Annotated in this window: 22 protein-coding genes and 1 tRNA gene; 7 read left to right on the forward strand and 16 right to left on the reverse strand. The window is 66.3% G+C overall.

The window, feature by feature from the left end:
- On the forward strand, positions 1 to 577 hold a 577-nt coding region (locus VLA96_08590; GenBank protein ID HSE49248.1), incomplete at its 5' end, for a hypothetical protein.
- Between the two features lie 26 nt (positions 578 to 603).
- On the opposite strand, the gene VLA96_08595 is transcribed toward VLA96_08590, so the two are convergent.
- From VLA96_08595 to VLA96_08630, 8 genes are all read right to left on the reverse strand, one after another.
- On the reverse strand, positions 604 to 1242 hold the full coding sequence (locus VLA96_08595) for a response regulator (protein ID HSE49249.1): 639 nt from the start codon (positions 1240 to 1242) through the stop codon (positions 604 to 606).
- A gap of 200 nt (positions 1243 to 1442) precedes the next feature.
- Complete coding sequence (locus VLA96_08600; protein ID HSE49250.1) at positions 1443 to 1598, reverse strand: hypothetical protein; 156 nt, start codon at positions 1596 to 1598, stop codon at positions 1443 to 1445.
- A 7-nt stretch (positions 1599 to 1605) separates the two neighbouring features.
- Positions 1606 to 1827 (reverse strand): hypothetical protein, encoded by a 222-nt coding sequence (locus tag VLA96_08605; protein ID HSE49251.1) that lies wholly within the window; start codon positions 1825 to 1827, stop codon positions 1606 to 1608.
- A gap of 47 nt (positions 1828 to 1874) precedes the next feature.
- Positions 1875 to 2024: a lmo0937 family membrane protein gene (locus tag VLA96_08610; protein ID HSE49252.1), complete on the reverse strand. Its 150-nt coding sequence runs from the start codon at positions 2022 to 2024 to the stop codon at positions 1875 to 1877.
- A 57-nt stretch (positions 2025 to 2081) separates the two neighbouring features.
- On the reverse strand, positions 2082 to 2246 hold the full coding sequence (locus VLA96_08615) for a hypothetical protein (GenBank protein HSE49253.1): 165 nt from the start codon (positions 2244 to 2246) through the stop codon (positions 2082 to 2084).
- Between the two features lie 122 nt (positions 2247 to 2368).
- Positions 2369 to 3073, reverse strand: a complete 705-nt coding sequence (locus VLA96_08620) for a lipid-binding SYLF domain-containing protein (GenBank protein HSE49254.1) — start codon at positions 3071 to 3073, stop codon at positions 2369 to 2371.
- A gap of 112 nt (positions 3074 to 3185) precedes the next feature.
- On the reverse strand, positions 3186 to 5510 hold the full coding sequence (locus tag VLA96_08625) for a DUF3011 domain-containing protein (protein ID HSE49255.1): 2325 nt from the start codon (positions 5508 to 5510) through the stop codon (positions 3186 to 3188).
- A gap of 41 nt (positions 5511 to 5551) precedes the next feature.
- Positions 5552 to 6058 (reverse strand): hypothetical protein, encoded by a 507-nt coding sequence (locus tag VLA96_08630; protein HSE49256.1) that lies wholly within the window; start codon positions 6056 to 6058, stop codon positions 5552 to 5554.
- Positions 6059 to 6409: 351 nt separating this feature from the next.
- Between VLA96_08630 and VLA96_08635 the strand changes: the two genes are divergently transcribed.
- The 4 genes from VLA96_08635 to VLA96_08650 all read left to right on the forward strand — a co-directional run bounded on the left by VLA96_08635 (position 6410) and on the right by VLA96_08650 (position 9262).
- Positions 6410 to 7063, forward strand: coding sequence for a hypothetical protein (locus VLA96_08635; protein HSE49257.1), 654 nt, complete (start codon positions 6410 to 6412; stop codon positions 7061 to 7063).
- 159 nt (positions 7064 to 7222) lie between these two features.
- The gene (locus VLA96_08640) at positions 7223 to 8356 is read left to right on the forward strand and encodes a VWA domain-containing protein (protein ID HSE49258.1); all 1134 of its coding nucleotides are present in this window, start codon (positions 7223 to 7225) and stop codon (positions 8354 to 8356) included.
- Between the two features lie 46 nt (positions 8357 to 8402).
- Positions 8403 to 8981 carry a class D sortase gene (locus tag VLA96_08645; GenBank protein HSE49259.1) on the forward strand — a complete coding sequence of 193 codons (579 nt, stop codon included), beginning with the start codon at positions 8403 to 8405 and terminating at the stop codon, positions 8979 to 8981.
- Positions 8982 to 9070: 89 nt separating this feature from the next.
- Positions 9071 to 9262 carry a hypothetical protein gene (locus tag VLA96_08650; GenBank protein ID HSE49260.1) on the forward strand — a complete coding sequence of 64 codons (192 nt, stop codon included), beginning with the start codon at positions 9071 to 9073 and terminating at the stop codon, positions 9260 to 9262.
- Positions 9263 to 9309: 47 nt separating this feature from the next.
- Here the strand turns inward: VLA96_08650 and VLA96_08655 are convergent.
- Positions 9310 to 9384 (reverse strand) — tRNA-Asn (locus VLA96_08655).
- 88 nt (positions 9385 to 9472) lie between these two features.
- Here VLA96_08655 and VLA96_08660 point away from each other — a divergent pair.
- Complete coding sequence (locus VLA96_08660; GenBank protein HSE49261.1) at positions 9473 to 9841, forward strand: pyrimidine dimer DNA glycosylase/endonuclease V; 369 nt, start codon at positions 9473 to 9475, stop codon at positions 9839 to 9841.
- Positions 9842 to 9856: 15 nt separating this feature from the next.
- Here VLA96_08660 and VLA96_08665 read toward each other — a convergent pair whose 3' ends face one another.
- From VLA96_08665 to VLA96_08675, 3 genes are read right to left on the reverse strand one after another with little or no spacing between them, the layout of a single operon-like run.
- Positions 9857 to 10318, reverse strand: a complete 462-nt coding sequence (locus VLA96_08665; protein ID HSE49262.1) for a DUF4440 domain-containing protein — start codon at positions 10316 to 10318, stop codon at positions 9857 to 9859.
- A 41-nt stretch (positions 10319 to 10359) separates the two neighbouring features.
- Complete coding sequence (locus VLA96_08670) at positions 10360 to 10833, reverse strand: DUF4440 domain-containing protein (GenBank protein HSE49263.1); 474 nt, start codon at positions 10831 to 10833, stop codon at positions 10360 to 10362.
- Positions 10830 to 12980 (reverse strand): prolyl oligopeptidase family serine peptidase, encoded by a 2151-nt coding sequence (locus VLA96_08675; protein ID HSE49264.1) that lies wholly within the window; start codon positions 12978 to 12980, stop codon positions 10830 to 10832. Before VLA96_08675 ends, VLA96_08670 begins: the two co-directional genes overlap by 4 nt.
- Before the next feature lie 129 nt (positions 12981 to 13109).
- Here VLA96_08675 and VLA96_08680 point away from each other — a divergent pair, with 129 nt between their 5' ends.
- Complete coding sequence (locus VLA96_08680) at positions 13110 to 13934, forward strand: SAM-dependent chlorinase/fluorinase (GenBank protein ID HSE49265.1); 825 nt, start codon at positions 13110 to 13112, stop codon at positions 13932 to 13934.
- Positions 13935 to 14017: 83 nt separating this feature from the next.
- On the opposite strand, the gene VLA96_08685 is transcribed toward VLA96_08680, so the two are convergent.
- From VLA96_08685 to VLA96_08700, 4 genes are all read right to left on the reverse strand, one after another.
- Positions 14018 to 14251 (reverse strand): hypothetical protein, encoded by a 234-nt coding sequence (locus VLA96_08685; protein ID HSE49266.1) that lies wholly within the window; start codon positions 14249 to 14251, stop codon positions 14018 to 14020.
- 106 nt (positions 14252 to 14357) lie between these two features.
- Positions 14358 to 15728 carry a sigma-54 dependent transcriptional regulator gene (locus tag VLA96_08690; protein HSE49267.1) on the reverse strand — a complete coding sequence of 457 codons (1371 nt, stop codon included), beginning with the start codon at positions 15726 to 15728 and terminating at the stop codon, positions 14358 to 14360.
- A complete protein-coding gene (locus VLA96_08695; GenBank protein HSE49268.1) occupies positions 15721 to 17370 on the reverse strand; it encodes an ATP-binding protein in 1650 nt (549 codons plus the stop codon). Before VLA96_08695 ends, VLA96_08690 begins: the two co-directional genes overlap by 8 nt.
- A 68-nt stretch (positions 17371 to 17438) precedes the next feature.
- Complete coding sequence (locus tag VLA96_08700) at positions 17439 to 18647, reverse strand: type II secretion system F family protein (GenBank protein HSE49269.1); 1209 nt, start codon at positions 18645 to 18647, stop codon at positions 17439 to 17441.
- Positions 18648 to 18659 lie beyond the last annotated feature (12 nt).

Below are 18659 nucleotides of genomic sequence, written 5' to 3' on the forward strand. Positions count from 1 at the left end.
GCCCACCGACCGCGAGGACAGCTTCGCCGCCACGCTCGACCTGGCGCGGCGCGCCGGCCTGACCTTCGCGCAGTTCGTGATGCTCACGCCCTTCCCCGGCACGGTGGACTTCGAGCACTGGGAAAAAGCCCAGGGCGAGGAGGTGCCCAGGGTGGAGGGCGTGCCCATGACAAGGTACTGGCTGATCCCGGCCGAGCGGCGCCCCAAGATGTTCATGCCGCATCCCAGCATGAACTCGGAGGAATTGCGGCAGCGGACGCAAAGCGTGTGGGACGCCTTCTACAGCTTCTCTTCCATCTGGGAGCGCTCCAAGTGCACGCCCAACCTGCGCGCGCGCCTGGCGTTCCTGTTCATCTCGAAGCTCTACCGCCAGATGTACGCCAGCACCGGCATCGCCACCGACAGCGCGCGCCGCAGCAAGGCCACGCGTTGGGCACGCATGCTGGCGAAGCCGTGCCGCCGCCTCTTCCAGGCCAAGCCCATGCCCGACCTGCAGGTGCCGGCACGCAAGGCGCCGGAGTCACCCGGCATGTTCGCCGTCGAAGGAAGCGCCCGCGGGTTGCGGATCTTGCAGTAGCGAGCGCACCGGGCGCGGCCGCCGGCTCACGATGCTCTGCTGCTGGCCTTCACGGCTTTCGGAGAGCACACCGCGACCGAGAAATCGATGACGTAGCGCACCTGCGTCCGGCAGAACAGGCAGCGCGTCTCCTGGATCTCCTGCACGTCCTCGCGGGTCACGCTCAGCGGGAACGAGCGCAGGCACTCGGTGCAGGTCAGCACGATGAACGGGACGCCGCTCGAGTCCTTGCCGTTGCGCGGGATCCAGACCGGCGCCGGGTGGCGGTGGTGGACCACGGCGCGCGCCGCGGAGGTCCGGATCAGCTCGGCGACCGTGCGCAGCAGCTCCTCGGGGTGATGGTGCCCCTTGGGATAGAACGCATCCGCGATCACGCCGCCCGGCACGTGCTCGCTCTGCTCGTACGCGCCGCTGAACGCGATCACGGGGATGTCGGGGAACCGCCGCCGCACCACGAAGAGGAACTCGAAGCCCGACATCATCGGCATGTTGAGGTCGGAGATGATGACGTCGGGCGTCATCCGGCGGAGATGCAGGAGCGCGTCGAAGCCATGCACGGCGGTGCTGACGTCGTATCCCGCGTCGCGCAACAACATGGCAGTCGTCTCGCGGACGCTGGACTCGTCATCGACGACGAGCACGTGATGTTTGCTGGGGCTGGTCATGACAGGGGGAACCTTTCGACTGCGACGGCCAGATCACAGCAGAGACATCTTAGGTCGCGGGTGGCCTGCTCCGCTGTTCAGGAGTGACCACCCTCGGACGAAGGCCCGGCAGTGGCGCCGTGAGGGCTCGCGCTGGCAATGTGCGCTCTTGCACAGCCCGTCGCGAACGCCTGCGAACCACTCGAGGGCGTCCCGTGCCGCTACTTCGGCTTGTCGTCACGGCCACGACGACGCCGGCCCGGAAGCAGGGGCGGCCAGTCGCCACGGCTCGGCCGGCCGCGCGGCCACAACCAGACGAACACCAGGCCGACGACCAGCGGGATGATCAGCCAGATCGGGTTGAACGTAGAGATCATCTTCGGTTCACCCGCGCACCGCCGAGCGGCCGGCGATCATCATGCCGGCCGCGCCGAGGATGAGGGCACCGCTCACCAGCGGCGACACCCTTTCGCTGTGCTGGGTCTGGATCCCCACCGACACGCCGCCGGCCGAGAACCCTTCGCGCTCGTTGTGCGCGATGGGGATCACCAGCGACAACAGGCCGAGCACGCCGATCGCGACTCCGAACCAGAACAGCAGCTTCATCGCACTCCTCTTTCCAGCGCTGGAACGCACGTTCCGTTCCGCTTCGTTTAGCCCAGTGCGCGGCGCCCGCGCAGCAGGTTGAACACCACCACGACCAGCGCTACCACCAGCAGGAAGTGCACCAGGCTGCCGCCGATATGAAAGCCGAATCCCAGCAGCCACATGATCACGAGTATTGCAACGATGGTCCAAAGCATGGTGTGTCTCCTCTTCCGTCTTGGTTCTTCAGCAAGGGCCTGGCCTGCCGCGCGACCTCACTGCCCGCGGGCGACGCGCATGCGGTCCCAGTCGTAGCGCAGTCGAGTCGCGCACTGCAGGCAGCTCACCGTGACGCCGGTGGCGCCCGGCAGCCGCATCGGCACGGTGTAATCCTCATGCGTGCACCCGCCCCGCAGCGCCTTCCACATGGTGGCGAGCATCCCGGGGCCTGGCGTTTCGGTCGTGCGGGTCGATCGCTCCACTAGGTTCCTCATTTCTCACCACCGCCGTCCCCGGCGCGTGGCCCGATCAGGCCGGACGCGCCGAGGATGGTGCAGGCCGGCTATTTCTCGCCCTGCACCACTTCGGCCGCATGCGCCTGCCGGCTGCTGCTGGCGACCGCTGCCATGAACGACGCGGCGACCGCGGGAGCCGGGACAGATCCGCTCAGGATGGCCTTCTGGCGGATCTTCTTGCCGTAGATGGCGCGGGTGGAATCGTTGTCCTGCTGGATCACCGCACCGGTCAACGAGATTCCCGCGAACAGCCCTTTGGCACGGGAGTAGGTGAGGATCTCGCTGTCTGCTTTCCAGTCGGTTCCGGCAGAAGCGTGGCGTCCGACCGGTCCGGCGGCAGCCGAGGCGTCGCCGCCCACCTGGAATTTGTTCGAGAGCATGCGCTGCATGCCCTGTTCGTTCATCACGACCATGACGAGGTCGATGCCCTGGACCCCGGCTTGCAGACCCCAGCTCCCGCCGCCGACCGAGATGAACGCCGGCGCGCTCCAGCCTGAAGCGGTGCGGCAGGTCGCGACGCCGCGGCCGTGCTTGCCGCCGAAGATGAACCCGGCCTTGATCATGCGGGGAACGACCGCGATGCACTTGGCGTTATCGATCACTTCCTGCGGGATGCCCTTGTCGGGCGCGGCCATGATCTCGTTGAGTACGACGCCCGCGTTGGTCAGGCGCTCGGTCGAGTCCTCGCGACCGTTCGCCCAGGACAAGCTCGTCAGGGACAACGCGATCGTCAGTAGTAATAGCTTTCTCATGTAAGACAGCCTCCACGGCTGTGGGTGGTGCGTTTCGCCGCCATCGCTAGCCGCGTTTTGCTTCTTGCAGGGTCACGAGCCTGCCCATCGAGCGCCTTCGCCCTCCGTGCGTTCAGCGGGAGGACTGCAGGCGTAGATCCTGATCGAGCCGGAAGGTCAGCAGCGTCTCGGCCGGGACGCGCACTTCTTTGCCGCGCGTGAGCACCTGGGTGCCCAGGCCGGCGCCCGCTCCGATCGCGGCGCCGATGGCCGCGCCCTTGCCGCCGCCCACGATGGCGCCGATCAGCGTGCCGAGTGCCGCGCCGCCGCCCACCATGATGGCCGTCTTCTTGTTCGCGCCTACGCCCTGCCCACCTTGCTGCTCCAGGTCGCCGGTGCTCACCAGGTATCTGGTTCCGGAGATCGTCACGGAAGTGACGTCGAGCACCAGCTCCGATGCGGAAGTGATGCCGCCGCCGTCCGCGCTGCGGATGACGAGCTCGGCGTCGGAACCTTTGGGGATGGTGACCGCGCCGAAGCCGTCGACTACGTCGGTGCTGACCACGGCGGAATACGTCTGGCCGGCAGTCGCCGTCTTGGAGTCGATCGCCTCATTGGTCCGGACTGAGAGCTCCGTCCCATTGGGAATGGTGGTAGCGGCGCCGCTGCCGGTGTAGCGCGCATTGCCGAGCTCGAAGTCGGCACGGCATCCTTTGTCCACCCACACGCGCGAAGCGTCATAGCCCCAGCTGGAGCCCTGCACGCATTCCGAATCGCTGAGCCGGCGGCTGAGACGGATCCCGCTGCGAGTATCCGCCGCGCAATACGTCCGCCCGTAGTCGTTGGATTGCGATTCGCAGCGGACACGGCGCGAGAGTTGGCTGGTGTTGTCGCCATATCCGAGACGCAGCGCATCGCCCTCGTTCAGCGTGACTTGGTTGATCCTGCCGTCGAGCGTGTAATCGACCCGCAGCGTCTTGCTCTGGTTGGGCGCGGGGTCGCCGCCCATGGTGTCGTTGTTCACCTGGAGGTTGAGCTGATTGCCCTGGATCCGCGAGTTCAGCCGTCCGGTGACGTCGGAGTTGCGATAGCCCGAGCCATAGGTCGCGCGGTCGATGCGCAACGTGCCGTAGTTCCCGCTGTTCTCGCCGTACCCCAACCGCAGCGTGTCGCCTTCATTGATGACCGCCTGGTTGGTGCGGCCGTTGAGCGTGTAGTCGACGCGCAGCGTCTTGCTCTGGCTGGGCGCGGGGTCACCGCCCATGGTGTTGTTGTCCACGCGCAGGTCGAGCTGGTTATTGCGGACCTGCGAGCTCAGCCGCGCGGTGACGTCGCTGCTGCGATAGCTCGAGCCATAGATGGCACGGTCGATGCGCAGCGTGCCGTAACTTCCGTTGCCCACGGACAGGCGCAGCATGTCGCCTTCGTTGATCACGACCTGGTCGCTGCGTCCGTTCACCGAATACTGCACGGTGAGGGTCTTGCTCTGGTTGGGCGCGGGATCACCGCCCATGGTGTCGTTGTTCACCCGGAGGTTGAGCTGATTGCCCTGGATCTGCGAGTTCAGCCGTCCGGTGACGTCGGAGCTGCGATAGCCTGAGCCATAGATGGCGCGGTCGATGCGCAGCGTGCCGTAGTTCCCGCTGTTCTCACCGTACCCCAACCGCAGCGTGTCGCCTTCGTTGATGACCGCCTGGTCGGTGCGGCCGTTGAGCGTGTAGTCGACGCGCAGCGTCTTGCTCTGGTTGGGCGCGGGATCACCGCCCATGGTGTCGTTGTTCACCTGGAGGTTGAGCTGATTGCCCTGGATCTGCGAGTTCAGACGTCCGGTGACGTCGGAGCTGCGATAGCCTGAGCCATAGGTGGCGCGGTCGATACGCAGCGTGCCGTAGTTCCCGCTGTTCTCACCGTACCCCAACCGCAGCATGTCGCCTTCGTTGATCACGACCTCGTTGGCGCGACCGTTCACCGCGTACTGCACGGTAAGGGTCTTGGATTGGTTCGGCGCCGGGTCGCCACCCATGGTGTTGTTGTCCACGCGCAGGTCGAGTTGATCGCTCCGCACCATGGAGCTCAAGCGCGAGGTGACGTCGGAGTTGCGGTAGCCCGTGCCGTAGATGGCGCGGTCGATGCGCAAGGTCCCGTAATTCGCGGCGTTGATCTGCAGGTTGACCTGCTGACGGTCACGATAGGAGACCTGCCGGGAGCGTCCCTGGCTATCCTTCAACTGCAGGCGCAGGACCCGTCGCCCCTGTCGCCCATCGTTGGCCAGCGTGTAGCGGCTCACCCGGAACTTGAGGTTGCCGTCCTGCACCAGCGAGCGGACGCGGTCGGTGACATCCACCCAGTTATTTCCCGAGCCGTAGTCGGCGCGGACGATCTCCCAGCCCTCGGCGGCCGCCATCACGGGCAAGGCCAGCAGGCATAGCAGGACAAGAGCAACACATGATCTCTTCACGGTACATCTCCTCATCGAACTTCCAGCTTTTTGCCGTCGAGTCAGCGGCGGCCTGTCACATCGCGAATGATGTCCATAACCCTTTGGGTTCGGCCCTCGACGATCAGCGCATCCTTCCCGATCAGGCCGCGGGAGTATCCCCACGGCAGCGGGTTCAAGGTGCGTTCGACCTCGCCGTCGAGCGGCTCGAGCCGCTGCTGCAATCTCGGTGACAACAGGGCGTTGCGCCGCAGTTGCTTGCGAAGTCCCGGAGAAAGTTTGCCGGTCTGCTTGGTCGCCCCTGCGGGCCTTCTCTGGCCCGCGGCGCGGTAATGGCGGCGGATCGTCGCGCGATCCCGCGCGCTGAAGGCGATCGGATCGCGCTCCCAGACCTCTTCCGCCGCGGAAGCATCGGTCGCCCATGGTTTCTCGCGCGCATCCGCGACCAGGTCGCGCGGTGCGGCCCTGTGCTTCGCTGCGCGGTCACTGGCGGCCGCGACAGGCGGCAGAGGCAGAGCCATTGCGGCGCCGGCAGCGATCACCAGGGCGTAGTGCGTGATACAGCTCATGAGGAAGACTCTCGACTAACAGGACGACGCTAGCAGTGAGAGGGCACGAGAGTCTGCTCACAACTGCTCATCCGCCCGTTGTGGTCACTTGTGACCAGACAGGAACACGGCCACATCCCATACTTGGCCTTGCGGTTGGGACTCTGGAGGCAAGCGAGTTCGTCGACTGTGCCGTACCGCATCTCTAATCCCCTCCTGAATCGGTTCCTGCCGCGAGATCTCGCGCTTGCTTTGCGACTGAGCTTCTGCTGATAGATCCAGCGATCATCATTCCAGGACGCGCCGGCCCCGCACCGCTCCGCCGCGCAACTTCGCGCGACGGCAACCCGAATCTTCAGAGAGAAGGCTGTAATGAGACTCTTCAACAGGTTGTTCACCATTGTCTGCATCGTCGCCCTTTGCCTTGCCGTTCTGCCGGTCGCCTCGGCTTCCGAGTGGAACCGCAAGACCATCGTCACCTTCAGCGGCCCGGTCGAAGTTCCTGGCGTGGGCGCGCAGGTGCTGCCTGCCGGCACGTACGTCTTCAAGATCATGGACTCGCTCTCGGACCGCCACATCGTCCAGATCTTCAACGAGCGCGAAGACCACCTCTACACCACCATCCTGGCGATCCCGAACTTCCGTCTGCAGTCGACTGACAAGACGGTCATGACGTTCAAGGAGCGCGCGGAAGGCCAGCCCCAGGCGATCCGTGCATGGTTCTATCCCGGCCGTCAATGGGGTGAGGAATTCGTGTATCCCAAGGCGAAGGCGCTCGAGCTCGCGCGAGTCAGCAACGAGCCGGTGCTCTACGCCGAGGCCTCCAGCATCGAGGACCTCAGGACCGTGCCGGTCGAAGCGGTGAAGCCGACCGGAGAACCGGTCGCGATCGCTGAAGTCGTTCAGCCGCCGCCGATGGAAACAGCCGAGGCTCTGCCGCACACGGCAAGCTATTTGCCGCTGCTGGCTCTGCTCGGGCTGCTCTCGATGGGCGCGTCTGGCCTGATCAGGAAGTACTCCGCCTAAGGGCACTCGCGGGGTCGACTCTGCGGCGTGAGCGGTGAACATCGCTCAAGCAGGCTGTACGCTTCCGGAAAACAAGCCGGGGCGTGCAGCCTTCGCAGCGTTTCAGCGGCCCGGGCCATCGTTCTCCGCGTCATCGTCTAGCCGACGGACTGAGGTTGCATGTTCGCGATCCGTGAATACGCTGCTGTCCTTTCCATGCTTCTCATCGCGGGAGCGCTGCTGGCCGTCGCCGCACTGCTGCTCTGGGGTATCGTGTATCTACTGAAGACAGCCGCCACGCACGCCGGACGAGCGGTAGCAGCCTCGCGCGCGGTTCCCACGCGCGCCGTTGCCCTGGTCCCGATCCTCTGCGTCCTGGCACTCGCCTTCTTCGTGCTCCATCCCGTGGCCGATCGCGCTCAACAGATCGCCGCGGCCCCTCCGGACGACTACACCATCAACGTGAGCGTGAACGAGGTCGTGTTGCACGCGACCGTGCGCAACCACAAAGGCGCCCCGGTGGCTGGGCTCGCGCGAAATGACTTCCAGATCCTCGAGGACGGCGTCCCGCAGCCCATCCGGCACTTCGGGCAAGCCGACATCCCGGTCACCGTCGGACTGGTGATCGATAACAGCGGCAGCATGCGGCCGAGGCGGGCGGAGGTGGTGGCCGCAGCCCTCGCTTTCGCGGCCTCCAGCAATCCGCAGGACGAGATCTTCGTGGTCAACTTCAACGAACACGTCCGCTTCGGCCTGCCGCGCGAGATCCCGTTCACCGACGAGCCCGCCCGGCTGAGAGCAGCCCTCGGCACCGTCAAGAGCGACGGCAAGACCGCGCTCTATGATGCCGTGGTGGCGGCGCTCGAGCATCTGAAGCAGGGCAACCGCGACAAGAAGGTGCTGATCGTGGTCAGCGACGGCGCCGACAACGCCAGCACGCACACCAAGGCGCAGATGCTGGAGCTCGCGACCCGCTCCGACGCCATCCTCTATGGCGTCGGGCTCTACGAGCCGGACGACCCCGACCGCAATCCCCACGTCGTGAAAGAACTCGCGCGGGTCGGCGGCGGCGAAGCGTACTTCCCGCGCGAGCTGCGCGATGTGGTTCCGACCTGCGAGCGTATCGCGCATGCCATCCGGAACCAGTACACCCTCACCTACGTTCCCACCAACCAGAAGAAGGACGGCGCGTACCGCACCATCCAGGTACAGGTGACGCCCGCCACCCGGGACCTGACGGTGATCACGCGACGCGGCTACGTCGCGCCGTCCGAGGCTGCGCCGGGCGCCGGCAAGCCGCCGGCTCGGGACTGACATGGCTTGGATCACTCCTCGCGCGCGGGGCCCCCGGCTGCGATGGATGCGCTGGCCCTTCCTCGCGCTGGGGCTGCTCTGCCTCGGCTACGTCGGATTCGCGTTGCTGGATGCCGAAGCCTTTCAGGCGTACGAGAATTGGCGCCTTGCGCGCGCTGCGAAGAACTCCCCGGTGACGGCGCCCTCCCCGCCGCCCTCGTCGACACCCCTCGTCGCCACCCGCCGGACCGCCGCGCCCGGGGCGACGCTTGGGCGCATCGAGATCGCACGCATCGGCGTCGACTCCATCATCGTAGAAGGCACCGACAGCCGCAGCTTGCGCCGCGCGGTCGGTCACGTCAATGGCACGGCGTTCCCCGGCGAGCATGGCAACACCGCGATCGCCGGGCACCGCGACACGTTCTTCCGGGGATTGCGCGACCTGCGCCAGAGCGACGAGATCACCGTGACCACGCTGGAAGGGATTTATCGCTATCGAGTCGACTCGATGACGGTCGTGGCCGGCGACGATACTGCCGTGCTGAACGATTCGGCCGGCTCGACCCTCACGCTGGTGACCTGTTATCCGTTCTCCTACGTGGGCCCGGCGCCGCAGCGGTTCGTCGTGCGCGCCCATCTGGACTGACTCGCAGTGGTCGCTTTGGTACAGACCGCCGCCGGCGCGATCGCTACAGTCGAGTCATCCGCAAACCAGCGCGAAGACCGAGGGACCCCATGCACTCACCGCACGTACCATCCGAATCAGGCCGCGACGACAATGACGTGAAGAAGGGTTCGGTCGAAGACCAGGCCCCGGGCGAGGCGTCGATGAACTCGATGTCGAAGCAGCTCGGCCAGCGCGATGACGATCCCGCGCTTTCCGATCACGACAGCAATTTCCCCAGGCCTCCACTCGCCACCAGCTAGGAAGCACACGACTGGGACATGGGAAGAGTGCAATGCCAAAAAAGAAATGGCTCCTCAGGTAGGACTCGAACCTACAACCCTCCGGTTAACAGCCGGATGCTCTGCCATTGAGCTACTGAGGAGTGTGGTCAGTGCGCGCGCCCTGGCGGGCACACTCCATTATTGTGTCATCTTTCGCGCAGGTTGTCATCCGCGTGAACACGTGGTGGGATGAGCAGCGAGGTTCCCGGGATGCGGATGTGGATGGTCGACCCGCGGCGGATGTGCTCGCAGCACCTGCTGGGCGAGCACGTGGAGCTGCACATGCTCGTCGGGACGCTGCGGCGGAAGCGGTCGGTAGCCGGGTTCGTGGCCAACGGGCTGATCGAGGTGCACAACGTGCGCGCGCGCCACGCCGCGCTGGTGCGCGAGATGCGGCGGCGCGGCTTCCGCCACCGGTCGCCGCTGCCGACCTTCACCGCGCGGCGCCTGGGCAGGGTCGTCCGCAAGAAAAGCCTCGCGGACCTGCTGGCGCGGTGCGCCAGATGCAGGTCCCTCGACTCGGCGCGGAGAGCGTCGCGCGCGCCTCGCTCGCGATGACGTCCCTCGGACAGGCTACTTCTTCTTCTCTTCCACGGGCGGCTCGCTGGTAGCGATGTCGAGCGCGACCTTCCAGGAGCCGTCGGGCTTGCGCCGCCATACGGTGGCGTAGCGTCCCTTGCGCTGCAGCTTCCCCGCCTTCCTGATCTCGAATCCGCCGGAGGTGTAGCCGAGCCCGCCGGAAGCTTCCGCGAGCTCCGGCTTCCAGACGATGGACACTTCCTTGTCGGCGAAGGTCTTGGTCCAGTTCTCTCGTTCCTTGTCCTTGCCCGTGACCATCTTGCCGTCGACGAAGAAATGCACGTCGTCGTCGACGAAGCTGAGGAACTTCTCCAGGTCGCGCGCGCGGGCGGCCGCCGCGAAGCCGGTGTCGGCGCCGCGCACTTCCTTCGTTTCCTTGGTCTCGGCGCTGTCCTTGGCGAGCGCGCAGCTCGACAGCAGAACGGCGCAGAGTGCGATGGTGAGCGTCTTTCTCATGGTGCCTCCCGGCGGGCGAGTCGCCCGCCTCCACACGAGTCTCACTTCTTTTCCGGAGGTTCGGGGCTGCCGATGTCGAGCGCGGCCTTCCAGGAGCCATCGGGCTTGCGCCGCCAGATGGTGCAGTAGCGCCCGCGGGTCACGCGCTCGCTGCCGTCGGCCTGCTTCACGTGGATCTCGTAGGGCCCGGTGGTGTAGCCGATCCCGCCCGAGGCCTCCACGACTTCCGGCGACCACGTGATGGTCAGGTTGGGGTTCTTCAGGAACTCCCAGTTCGCGCGCTGCTTCTCCATGCCGCGCGACATCTTGCCGTCATTGAAGAACATGATGTCCTGGTCCCAGTAGCTCATGGCTTTCTCGTAATTCTTGGCGCGGGCGGCGGCGGCGAAGTCGAGCTCCGCCTGGCGGACCTCGGCGGTTTGCCTGGTCTCGTTGCTCTTGTCTTTTTCGTCGTGCGCGGCGAGCAGGGCGCCGGCGGCGAGCGTGAGTGCGAGGAGCGCGGTGAGTCGCTTCATGGTTTTCCCTTCCCTTGCAGATGGCGGTCGAAGAAATCGGCGGTGGCGCCGTAGGTGCGCACCCAGGTGCGCCACAGCAGGAAGTCGTGGATCTCGTCAGGCATGTAGATGAGCTCGAACGGAACGTTGTGCGCCCGCAACCGCTGCACCAGGTCGGTGGTCTGGCTCTGCGGGACGTTGCGGTCGTCGTCGCCCTGGATGAGCAGCACCGGCGAGCGCCACGTGGCGATGGCGGCGTTGGGCGACGACTCGAACGCCAGCTTGCGCGCCTGCTCGAGGTCGGGCGCGTTCTTCGTGCCCGGCGCCCACTGCGGCAGGAAGGCCGACCAGTCGTGCACGCCGTGGAAGTCCACGCCGGCGGCGAAGATGTCGGAGTTGCGCGCGAGGCCGAGCGCGGTGAGGAGCCCGCCGTACGACCCGCCCCACAGCCCGATGCGCGATTTGTCCACGTACGGCAACGACTGCAAGTAGCGCGCGCCCGCAAGCACGTCTTTGTATTCGGAGCTGCCGCGCCAGCCGCCGTCGTGCACCTCGCGGAAGTCGCGCCCGTACATCACGCCCAGGCGGTAGTTCACCGAGAGCACGGTGTAGCCGCGGCTCGCCAGGTACTGATTCATCGCGTAGGCGTTGTGGTAGTAGTACATGTAGTGGAACGCCGGCATCATCTGCCGGATGGGTCCACCGTGCGTGAAGATGAGCGCCGGCGCGAGCCGCTTCGGCTGCTGCCCCTTCGCAATCAGATTCCACTCAAAGCCAGATGGGACGAACAACTGGCCGTGGATGATCAGGCCGTCTTCGCTCTTGAAGGTGACGACCTGCGGCGTGACCAGTTCGTTCGACGGGAAATCTTTCGGGAGCGCGTCGGCGGCGAGCATCTCGCGTCCGCCCGATGCCAGGCGGTACGGCATCGCCGGGGTCGTCGCGCTCGCGCCGAGGCAGATGACCTGTTCGGCGACCTCCACCGGCGCCCACTCCGCCGTCTCGCCTTTGCTAAGCGCTTGCGGCTTGCCGCCGCTCGCCGCGACGCGCCAGATGTGCCGGCGCTCGACATCGTCCTGATTCGACGAATAGAGGACCGACTTCTTGTCGGCCGAGAGCGCGACGTCTTCGACGTCGAACTCGCCCGGCGTGAGCAGCGTGGGCTGTCCACCGGTGTCAGCGATGGAATAAAGGTGGTTGCGGCCGTCCTGCTCCGAGGCGAAGGCGATGCGTCCGCCGGCCGCGTAGTGGAACGAGAGGGCGGCGGTGAGGTCGGGGAACGAATCGCGCTCCGCCGGGCCGCTATGCCATATTTCGCGCGCCGCGCCGGTCGCCGGATCGGCGACGTAGATGGCCCACGGGTCGGGCCGGATGGGGATGAGCGGCAATCCCGCCTGCGTGCCGCGGCGACGCGTGAAGGCGAGCTTCGTGCCGCCGGGCGACCAGCGCGGCAGCGAATCCTTGTCGACGCTGGGCGCGACCCAAAGGATCCCGTCGCCGCCCAGCGTGTAGATGCCGATGACCGAGTGGTCGTCGCGGTCGCTGACGAAGGCGAGGCGCTTGGAATCCGGCGACCACGCCGGCTGGGCGTTGTCGCCGCGCGCGGTGAAGAGCTGCTTGGCCGCGACCGCCGGCTGGCCCGGCTCGGGCACGTCGGCCATCCAGAGCTGCTTCTTCGCCGCCCACACGGCGTGCTTGCCGTCGGGCGAGATGCGGATGTCCTCGCAGCCCTCGAAGGCGCAGCCCATGTCGCCGAGCAGCCGCGGCTCGGCCGCGCCGTCGACGTCGGCGATCCACACCTGCTGCTTGGGAGGCGTAGCGCGGCTCTGCGGGTTGGGCGACTCGCCCGCGTCGTTCACCTCGCCGCCGCGCGCATAGAGCACGCTGCGCCCGTCGGGCGTGAGCCGCAGGCTCATGATGGCCATGCCGTCGTCGGCCGTGTAGTGCGTGACCGGCCGCGCATTCTTGAAGTCCGGTCCGTCGGCGACCCAGGCGTTGCGCACGCCCTTGGCGTTGAAGACCCACGCCACGCGCGGGGCTTTCTCGGCGGCAACCAGGTTGTCGGGGAATGGCGAGCTCATCACCTGTTCGAGCGTAAAGCGCTGGGCAAGGGCGGCGGGGACGAGCGCGAGCAGCAGGGCGAGTGCGAGCAAGCGGCGGAGGCGCATGGCGCGCACCAGCCTAACGGCTCGGCGCAAGCTTGCCAAGTCCGCGTGTTCCTTGACTTTCGCGCTCTAGCCGCGATACTTTCCGAGAGCTTTCCGAAGCAATCATCCAGCGAACCTCGAGGGAAACCCGTGGCCCAGCGCTTGCTCACCATGACGACCGACTTCGGCCTCTCCGACCACTTTGTCGGGACGATGAAGGGCGTCATCCTCAGCATCAATCCCAACGCGCAGATCGTGGATATCTGCAACTCGGTCCACTCGTTCGACATCCTGGACGGCGCGCTGACGATCGCGCAGGCTTATCGCTACTTCCCTTCCGACACCGTCCACATGGTGATCGTGGACCCGGGCGTGGGCACCAACCGCCGGCCGCTGCTGGTCACCGCGGAGAAGCACATCTTCCTGGCGCCCGACAACGGCGTCCTTTCGCTGGTCTACGAGAAAGAGGAGCGGCTCAGCGTACGCCACATCACCGCCGAACACTATTTCCTGCAGCCGATGAGCAACACCTTCCACGGGCGCGACCTGTTCGCCGCCGTCGCGGGCTGGCTGAGCAAGGGCGTGGAGGTCGCAAAGTTCGGCGACGAGATCACCGACTTCGTCCGCTTCGCCGCGCCCAAGCCCAAGCCGGTGAACGAGAAGTTGATGAAGGGCGTGGTCTTGAAGGCCGACAAGTTCGGCAACCTCATCACGAACTTCACTCCCAAGGAAGTGCCGCAGTTGTTCCAGCCCGACCCGCCGCCGTTCAAGATCCTGGTCGGCAAGTCGGAGATCACCCGCATGCGCGATACCTATTCCGGCGGCGCGGCCGGGGAGGTCTTTGGCGTGCTCGGCAGCATGGGTTACCTGGAGATCGCGGCGAACCGCGGCTCGGCGGCCAAGATGGTCGGCGCGGACAAGGGGTCGGACGTCGGCGTGCTGTTGGAGGGCGCCGCGGCCGCGCCGGCTTCGTAGAAACCAGCCACGGATCTCACGGATGACACGGATCAAACCGTGTCATTTCTTTTTTGCCCGTGTTCATCCGTGGCCATCCGTGGCTAAGGATTTTTTGGTTTCGGACGCGCGTAGCGGTCCATCTCGGAGGTCCAGTGCAGGAAGCGGCCGAGCTGGTTGCGCTCCTTCCACACGAAGCGCCAGAACTCGAAGAAGCCGATCTTGTCGGCCTTGAGGCCCGCGTAGGTCTCGATGCGCCACTTCAGGTAGGGACTGCGCCAGGGCGCGAGCCGGTGCCCGCGCGAAGCGTTCCACAGGAATCGCAAGACGTAGCGCATTGGAATGAGTATAGCGGGACGGCGGCTGGCGGCTCGCGGCCGGCCGCGCCGCTCGGTTGCTCAACGATGCGCTGCCCGCCGCAAGCGGTCCGCCGCCGGCTGTGTTCTACAGCTCGTATTTCTTCATCAGGTGGCGGAACGAGCGGTAGGAGAGCTTGAGCAGCTCGGCGGCCTTGGTCTGGACGCCGCCGGACTGGCGCAGCGCCGACTGCAGCATCGAGCGCTCCAGGTCGGCGACGTAGCGCTCCATGTCGACGCCCTCCGGCGGCACGCCCCGGTCGCCGTTCCCGCCGATCGCGACCGCAGCCGCGCGCGCGCGCTCCGGCGGCGCTTCCACGTGCAGCTCCTCGCCCGTCTCCATCGCGACGGCGCGCTCGATGGTGTTCTCGAGCTGCCGCACGTTCCCCGGCCACTCGTATTCGGCCAGCGCCTCGAGCGACTTTTTTGCCAGGCGATGGATGCTCTTGCCTGCCGCCGGCCCGTACTTCTTCAGGAAGTGCGAGGCGAGCAGCGGGATGTCGTCGCGACGCAGGCGCAGCGGCGGCACCGTGATGGGGATGACGCTGATGCGGTAATAGAGGTCCTCGCGAAAGCTCTTGTCGGCGACCATCGCCTCCAGGTCCTTGTTGGTCGCGGCGATCAGGCGCACGTCGATGGCGATCTCATGCGTGCCGCCGACCGGGCGCACCACGCGCTCCTGCAGCACGCGCAGCAGCTTCACCTGCATCGCCAGCGACATCTCGCTGATCTCGTCGAGGAAGACGGTACCGCCGTTGGCGACCTCGAACAGGCCGCGCTTGTTCTGCGTCGCGCCGGTGAACGCGCCTTTCACGTACCCGAATAGCTCGCTCTCCAGCAGCGTCTCGGGGAAGGCGCCGCAGTTGATGGAGATGAACGGCTCCTCCGCGCGCGGCGAGCAATCGTGCACCGCGCGCGCCACCAGCTCCTTGCCCGTGCCGCTCTCGCCGAAGATGACGACCGTCGAGCCGGTGGGCGCGACCGTTCGGATGGTCTGCTTGAGCTTCCCCATCACCGGGCTGGCGCCGATGATGTTGTCGAGCGAGTTGCGCGAGGCGGCATCGCGCTTGAGCGCCAGGTTCTGCCGCTCCAGCTCGCGGAGCTTGAGCGCGCGGCCCACGAACACCCGCAGCTCCTCCAGCAGGCTCGGCCCCTTGTGGATGTAGCCGAACGCGCCGGCGTTCACCGCGTCGACCGCCGCCTCGTAGTCTTCGAAACCGGTGATGAGGATGACGGCGGAGTCGGGCGAAGTGCGGCGCGCGTGCTTCAGCACCTCGATGCCGTCCACCCCGGGCATGTTGATGTCGGTGATGACGACGTCGTAGAGCGCGGCGTCGAGCTTGCGCATGGCGGCCTCGCCGCTGTTGACGGTCTCGACCTTGTGGCCATCCTTCCGGAAGGCGATCTCCAGCATCGAGCAGGTGTCCTTGCGGTCGTCGCACACGAGCAGGTTAGCCATGGGCCACCTTCCCGAGCGCGAGCGGCGGCGCGGCGGCCTCGGCGGCCGCGCGCTTCAGTTCCAGGATGAACTCCGTCCCCTGCCCCGGCGCCGACTGCACGCGGATCGCGGCCTCGTGCGCCTGCGCGATCTGGTAGACGATGGCGAGGCCCAGCCCGGTCCCTTCTTCGAACTGCGACTGGAAGGGCTCGAATATCTTCTCCGCTTCCGCTGCGCTGAAGCCGTGGCCGGTGTCGCGGAAGCCGATGCGCCACAGCTCGCCCGCCGGCGCCAGCCGCACGGTGAGCGTGCCGCCCTGCGCCATGGCGCGCACCGCGTTCTCGCAGATGTTCCAGAAGACCTGCTTCATCTTGTCGCCGTCTACGGTCGCCCAGGCCTCCGCCACCTGGAAGTCGCGCACGATCGCGATCGGGGGCCCGCCCGCCGCCGGGCGATTCTCCAGCAGCGTGAGCGTGTCCTCGAGCAGCGGGCGCAGGTCGCAGCGTGTGAAGCGGTAATTCTTCTCGCGCGAGAAGATCAGGAAGTCGGTGACGATGGAGTTCAGCCGGTCGCTCTCACGCGTCACGATGTCGAGCAGCTCGCGCTGCTCCTCGGTCAGGCTGGCGGTCGAAGACAGCACCTTGACCGAACCGCCGATGGAGGAGAGCGGGTTGCGGATCTCGTGCGCGATGCCGGCGGCCATGCGTCCGACCGCCGCCAGCCGGTCGCGCATGCGCACCTCGCGCTCCAGCCGCCGGATGTCGGTGAGGTCGTCGAAGGTGTAGACGTGGCCGAGCACGCCGCGGTCGGGGATCATCAGCGCCGAGCCGGTGACGGCGAATGTCTTCTCCTCCGCCGCGGGCGTGGCGTAGCGCACCTCGGCGTGCGCCGGCAGGGAGCGCACCTCCGGCAGGCGGTCGCGGAAGAGCGCGCCGATGGGCTTGCCCAGCAGGTCGGGCGCGGGCCGCTCCAGCAAACGCTCCGCCTGCGCGTTGACCACCGAGATGCGCCCGTCGAGGCCGGTGGTGATCAGCCCGCCCGACATCGAGTTGATGATGTTCTCGTGCAGCGCCTGCAGGTTCTCGAGCGCGCCCGACATGTCGGCCAGTTCGACGTCGGCCATGCGCAGCTTGTTGCTCAGGCTGGTGGCGAGGTAGGCGATGGCCAGGAAGGCGAACAGGTTGATGAAGATGATGGCCTGCAGCGACTTCGGGTCGGGCCGCGTGGTGGAGTAGGTGCGCAGGACGTCGTAGTACGTAAGCTCGACCAGCGCGCCGAACAGGATGAACGAGAGCGCGGCTGTCAGGTACGCCCACCCGCGCGAGAACAGGATGCTGGCCATGATGATGACCAGCGGGTAGAGGAAGACGAACGAGGTGTCCTGGCCGCCGGTGACGTAGACGATGGCGGTGGTGAAGATGAGGTCGCTGAAGACCTGGAGGCGCGCCTGGTTGCGGTAGTCCTCCCACAGGAACAGCAGCAGGACGTAGAACACCGCGACCGTGAACCACAACATGATGATGCTGACGAAGACGCGCTCGGGCAGGGGCGTCGGCGTCAGGCGCGTGATGGCCAGCTCGATGCCCAGCAGGAAGGTGATGACGATGATGCGGACCTTCGCCAGCCAGGTGAGCCAGGTGCGCTCGTTGAAGTTCGTCTGCATCCTGCTTCCTATGGTCCGGGCACACTACGCCGGTCGCGGGCGCACGCGGTTCCCAGGACCTCCCAGGCTTAGCCGGCGAGCTTGCTGATCAGCGAGAACAGCGGCAAGTACAGCGAGATGACGATGCCGCCGACCGCCACGCCGAGGAAGCCGATCAACAGCGGCTCCATCAAGGTCAGCATGTCCTTGGTGGCGGCGTCGACCTCGTCCTCGTAGAAGTCGGCGATCTTCTGCAGCATGGCGTCCATGGCGCCCGTCGCTTCGCCGACGCCGATCATCTGCGTCACCATGTTGGGGAAGACGCCCGATTCCTTCAGCGGATCGATGATGGTGCGGCCTTCCTCGATCGCCTTGCGCACCTTCATCAGCGCTTCTTCCAGCACGGCGTTGCCCGACGTGCGGGCGGTGATGGCCAGGCCTTCCAGGATGGGAACGCCCGAGGTGATGAGCGTGCCGAGCGTACGCGTGAAGCGCGCGACCGCGATCTTGCGCAGCAGCATGCCGATGATGGGAGAGTTGATCAGCAGCTTGTCGAAAAAGTAGCGCCCCTGCGGCGACTTGCGCGCCTGCTTGATGCCGAACACAATGGCCACGCCTCCGCCGATGGCGAACCACCAGTAGGTCTGCACGATATAGCTGAGGAACATCACGATCTTGGTGGGCATGGGCAGCGGCACGCCGAGGCCCGCGAACAGGTTGGCGAACGTCGGCACCACGAACTTAAGCAGACCACCGACGACCAGCGCCGCGATCGAGATGACCGAGACCGGGTAGATGGCCGCCGACTTGATGGCCCCCTTCAGCTTCACGTTCTTTTCCACGTAGGCCGCAAGCCGCTGCAAGATGGTGTCGAGAATACCGCCCGTCTCGCCCGCTTCGATCATGTTGACCGTCAGGTCGTCGAAGATCTTGGGATAGCCGCGCATGGCGTTGGCGAGCGTGGAGCCGCCTTCCACCGAGGCGCGCACGCCGTTCAGGCAGCGCGCGAACGCCTGGTTCTCCTGGTTGCCGCCCAGGATCTCGAGACACTGCACCAGCGGGAGGCCGGCGTCGATCATGACCGAGAACTGGCGGAAGAAGATGGCGATCTCCTTGCTCGAGACCGAGCCGCCGCCGATCTTGGGCAGGGCGAACTCCTTGCCCTTCTCGGTGATCTTGTTGGGACGGATGCGCTCGCGCTTCAGCGTCGCTTCCAGCACCTGCTTGTTCTCCGCGGCGCGCTCGCCCGAGATCTTCTTACCCGCTGCGTCCGTTCCCGTGAATGTGAAGACTGGCATGTGACCTCCCTA

It is taken from the genome of Terriglobales bacterium (assembly GCA_035457425.1).
Taxonomy (GTDB): Bacteria; Acidobacteriota; Terriglobia; order Terriglobales; family Acidobacteriaceae; genus JACPNR01.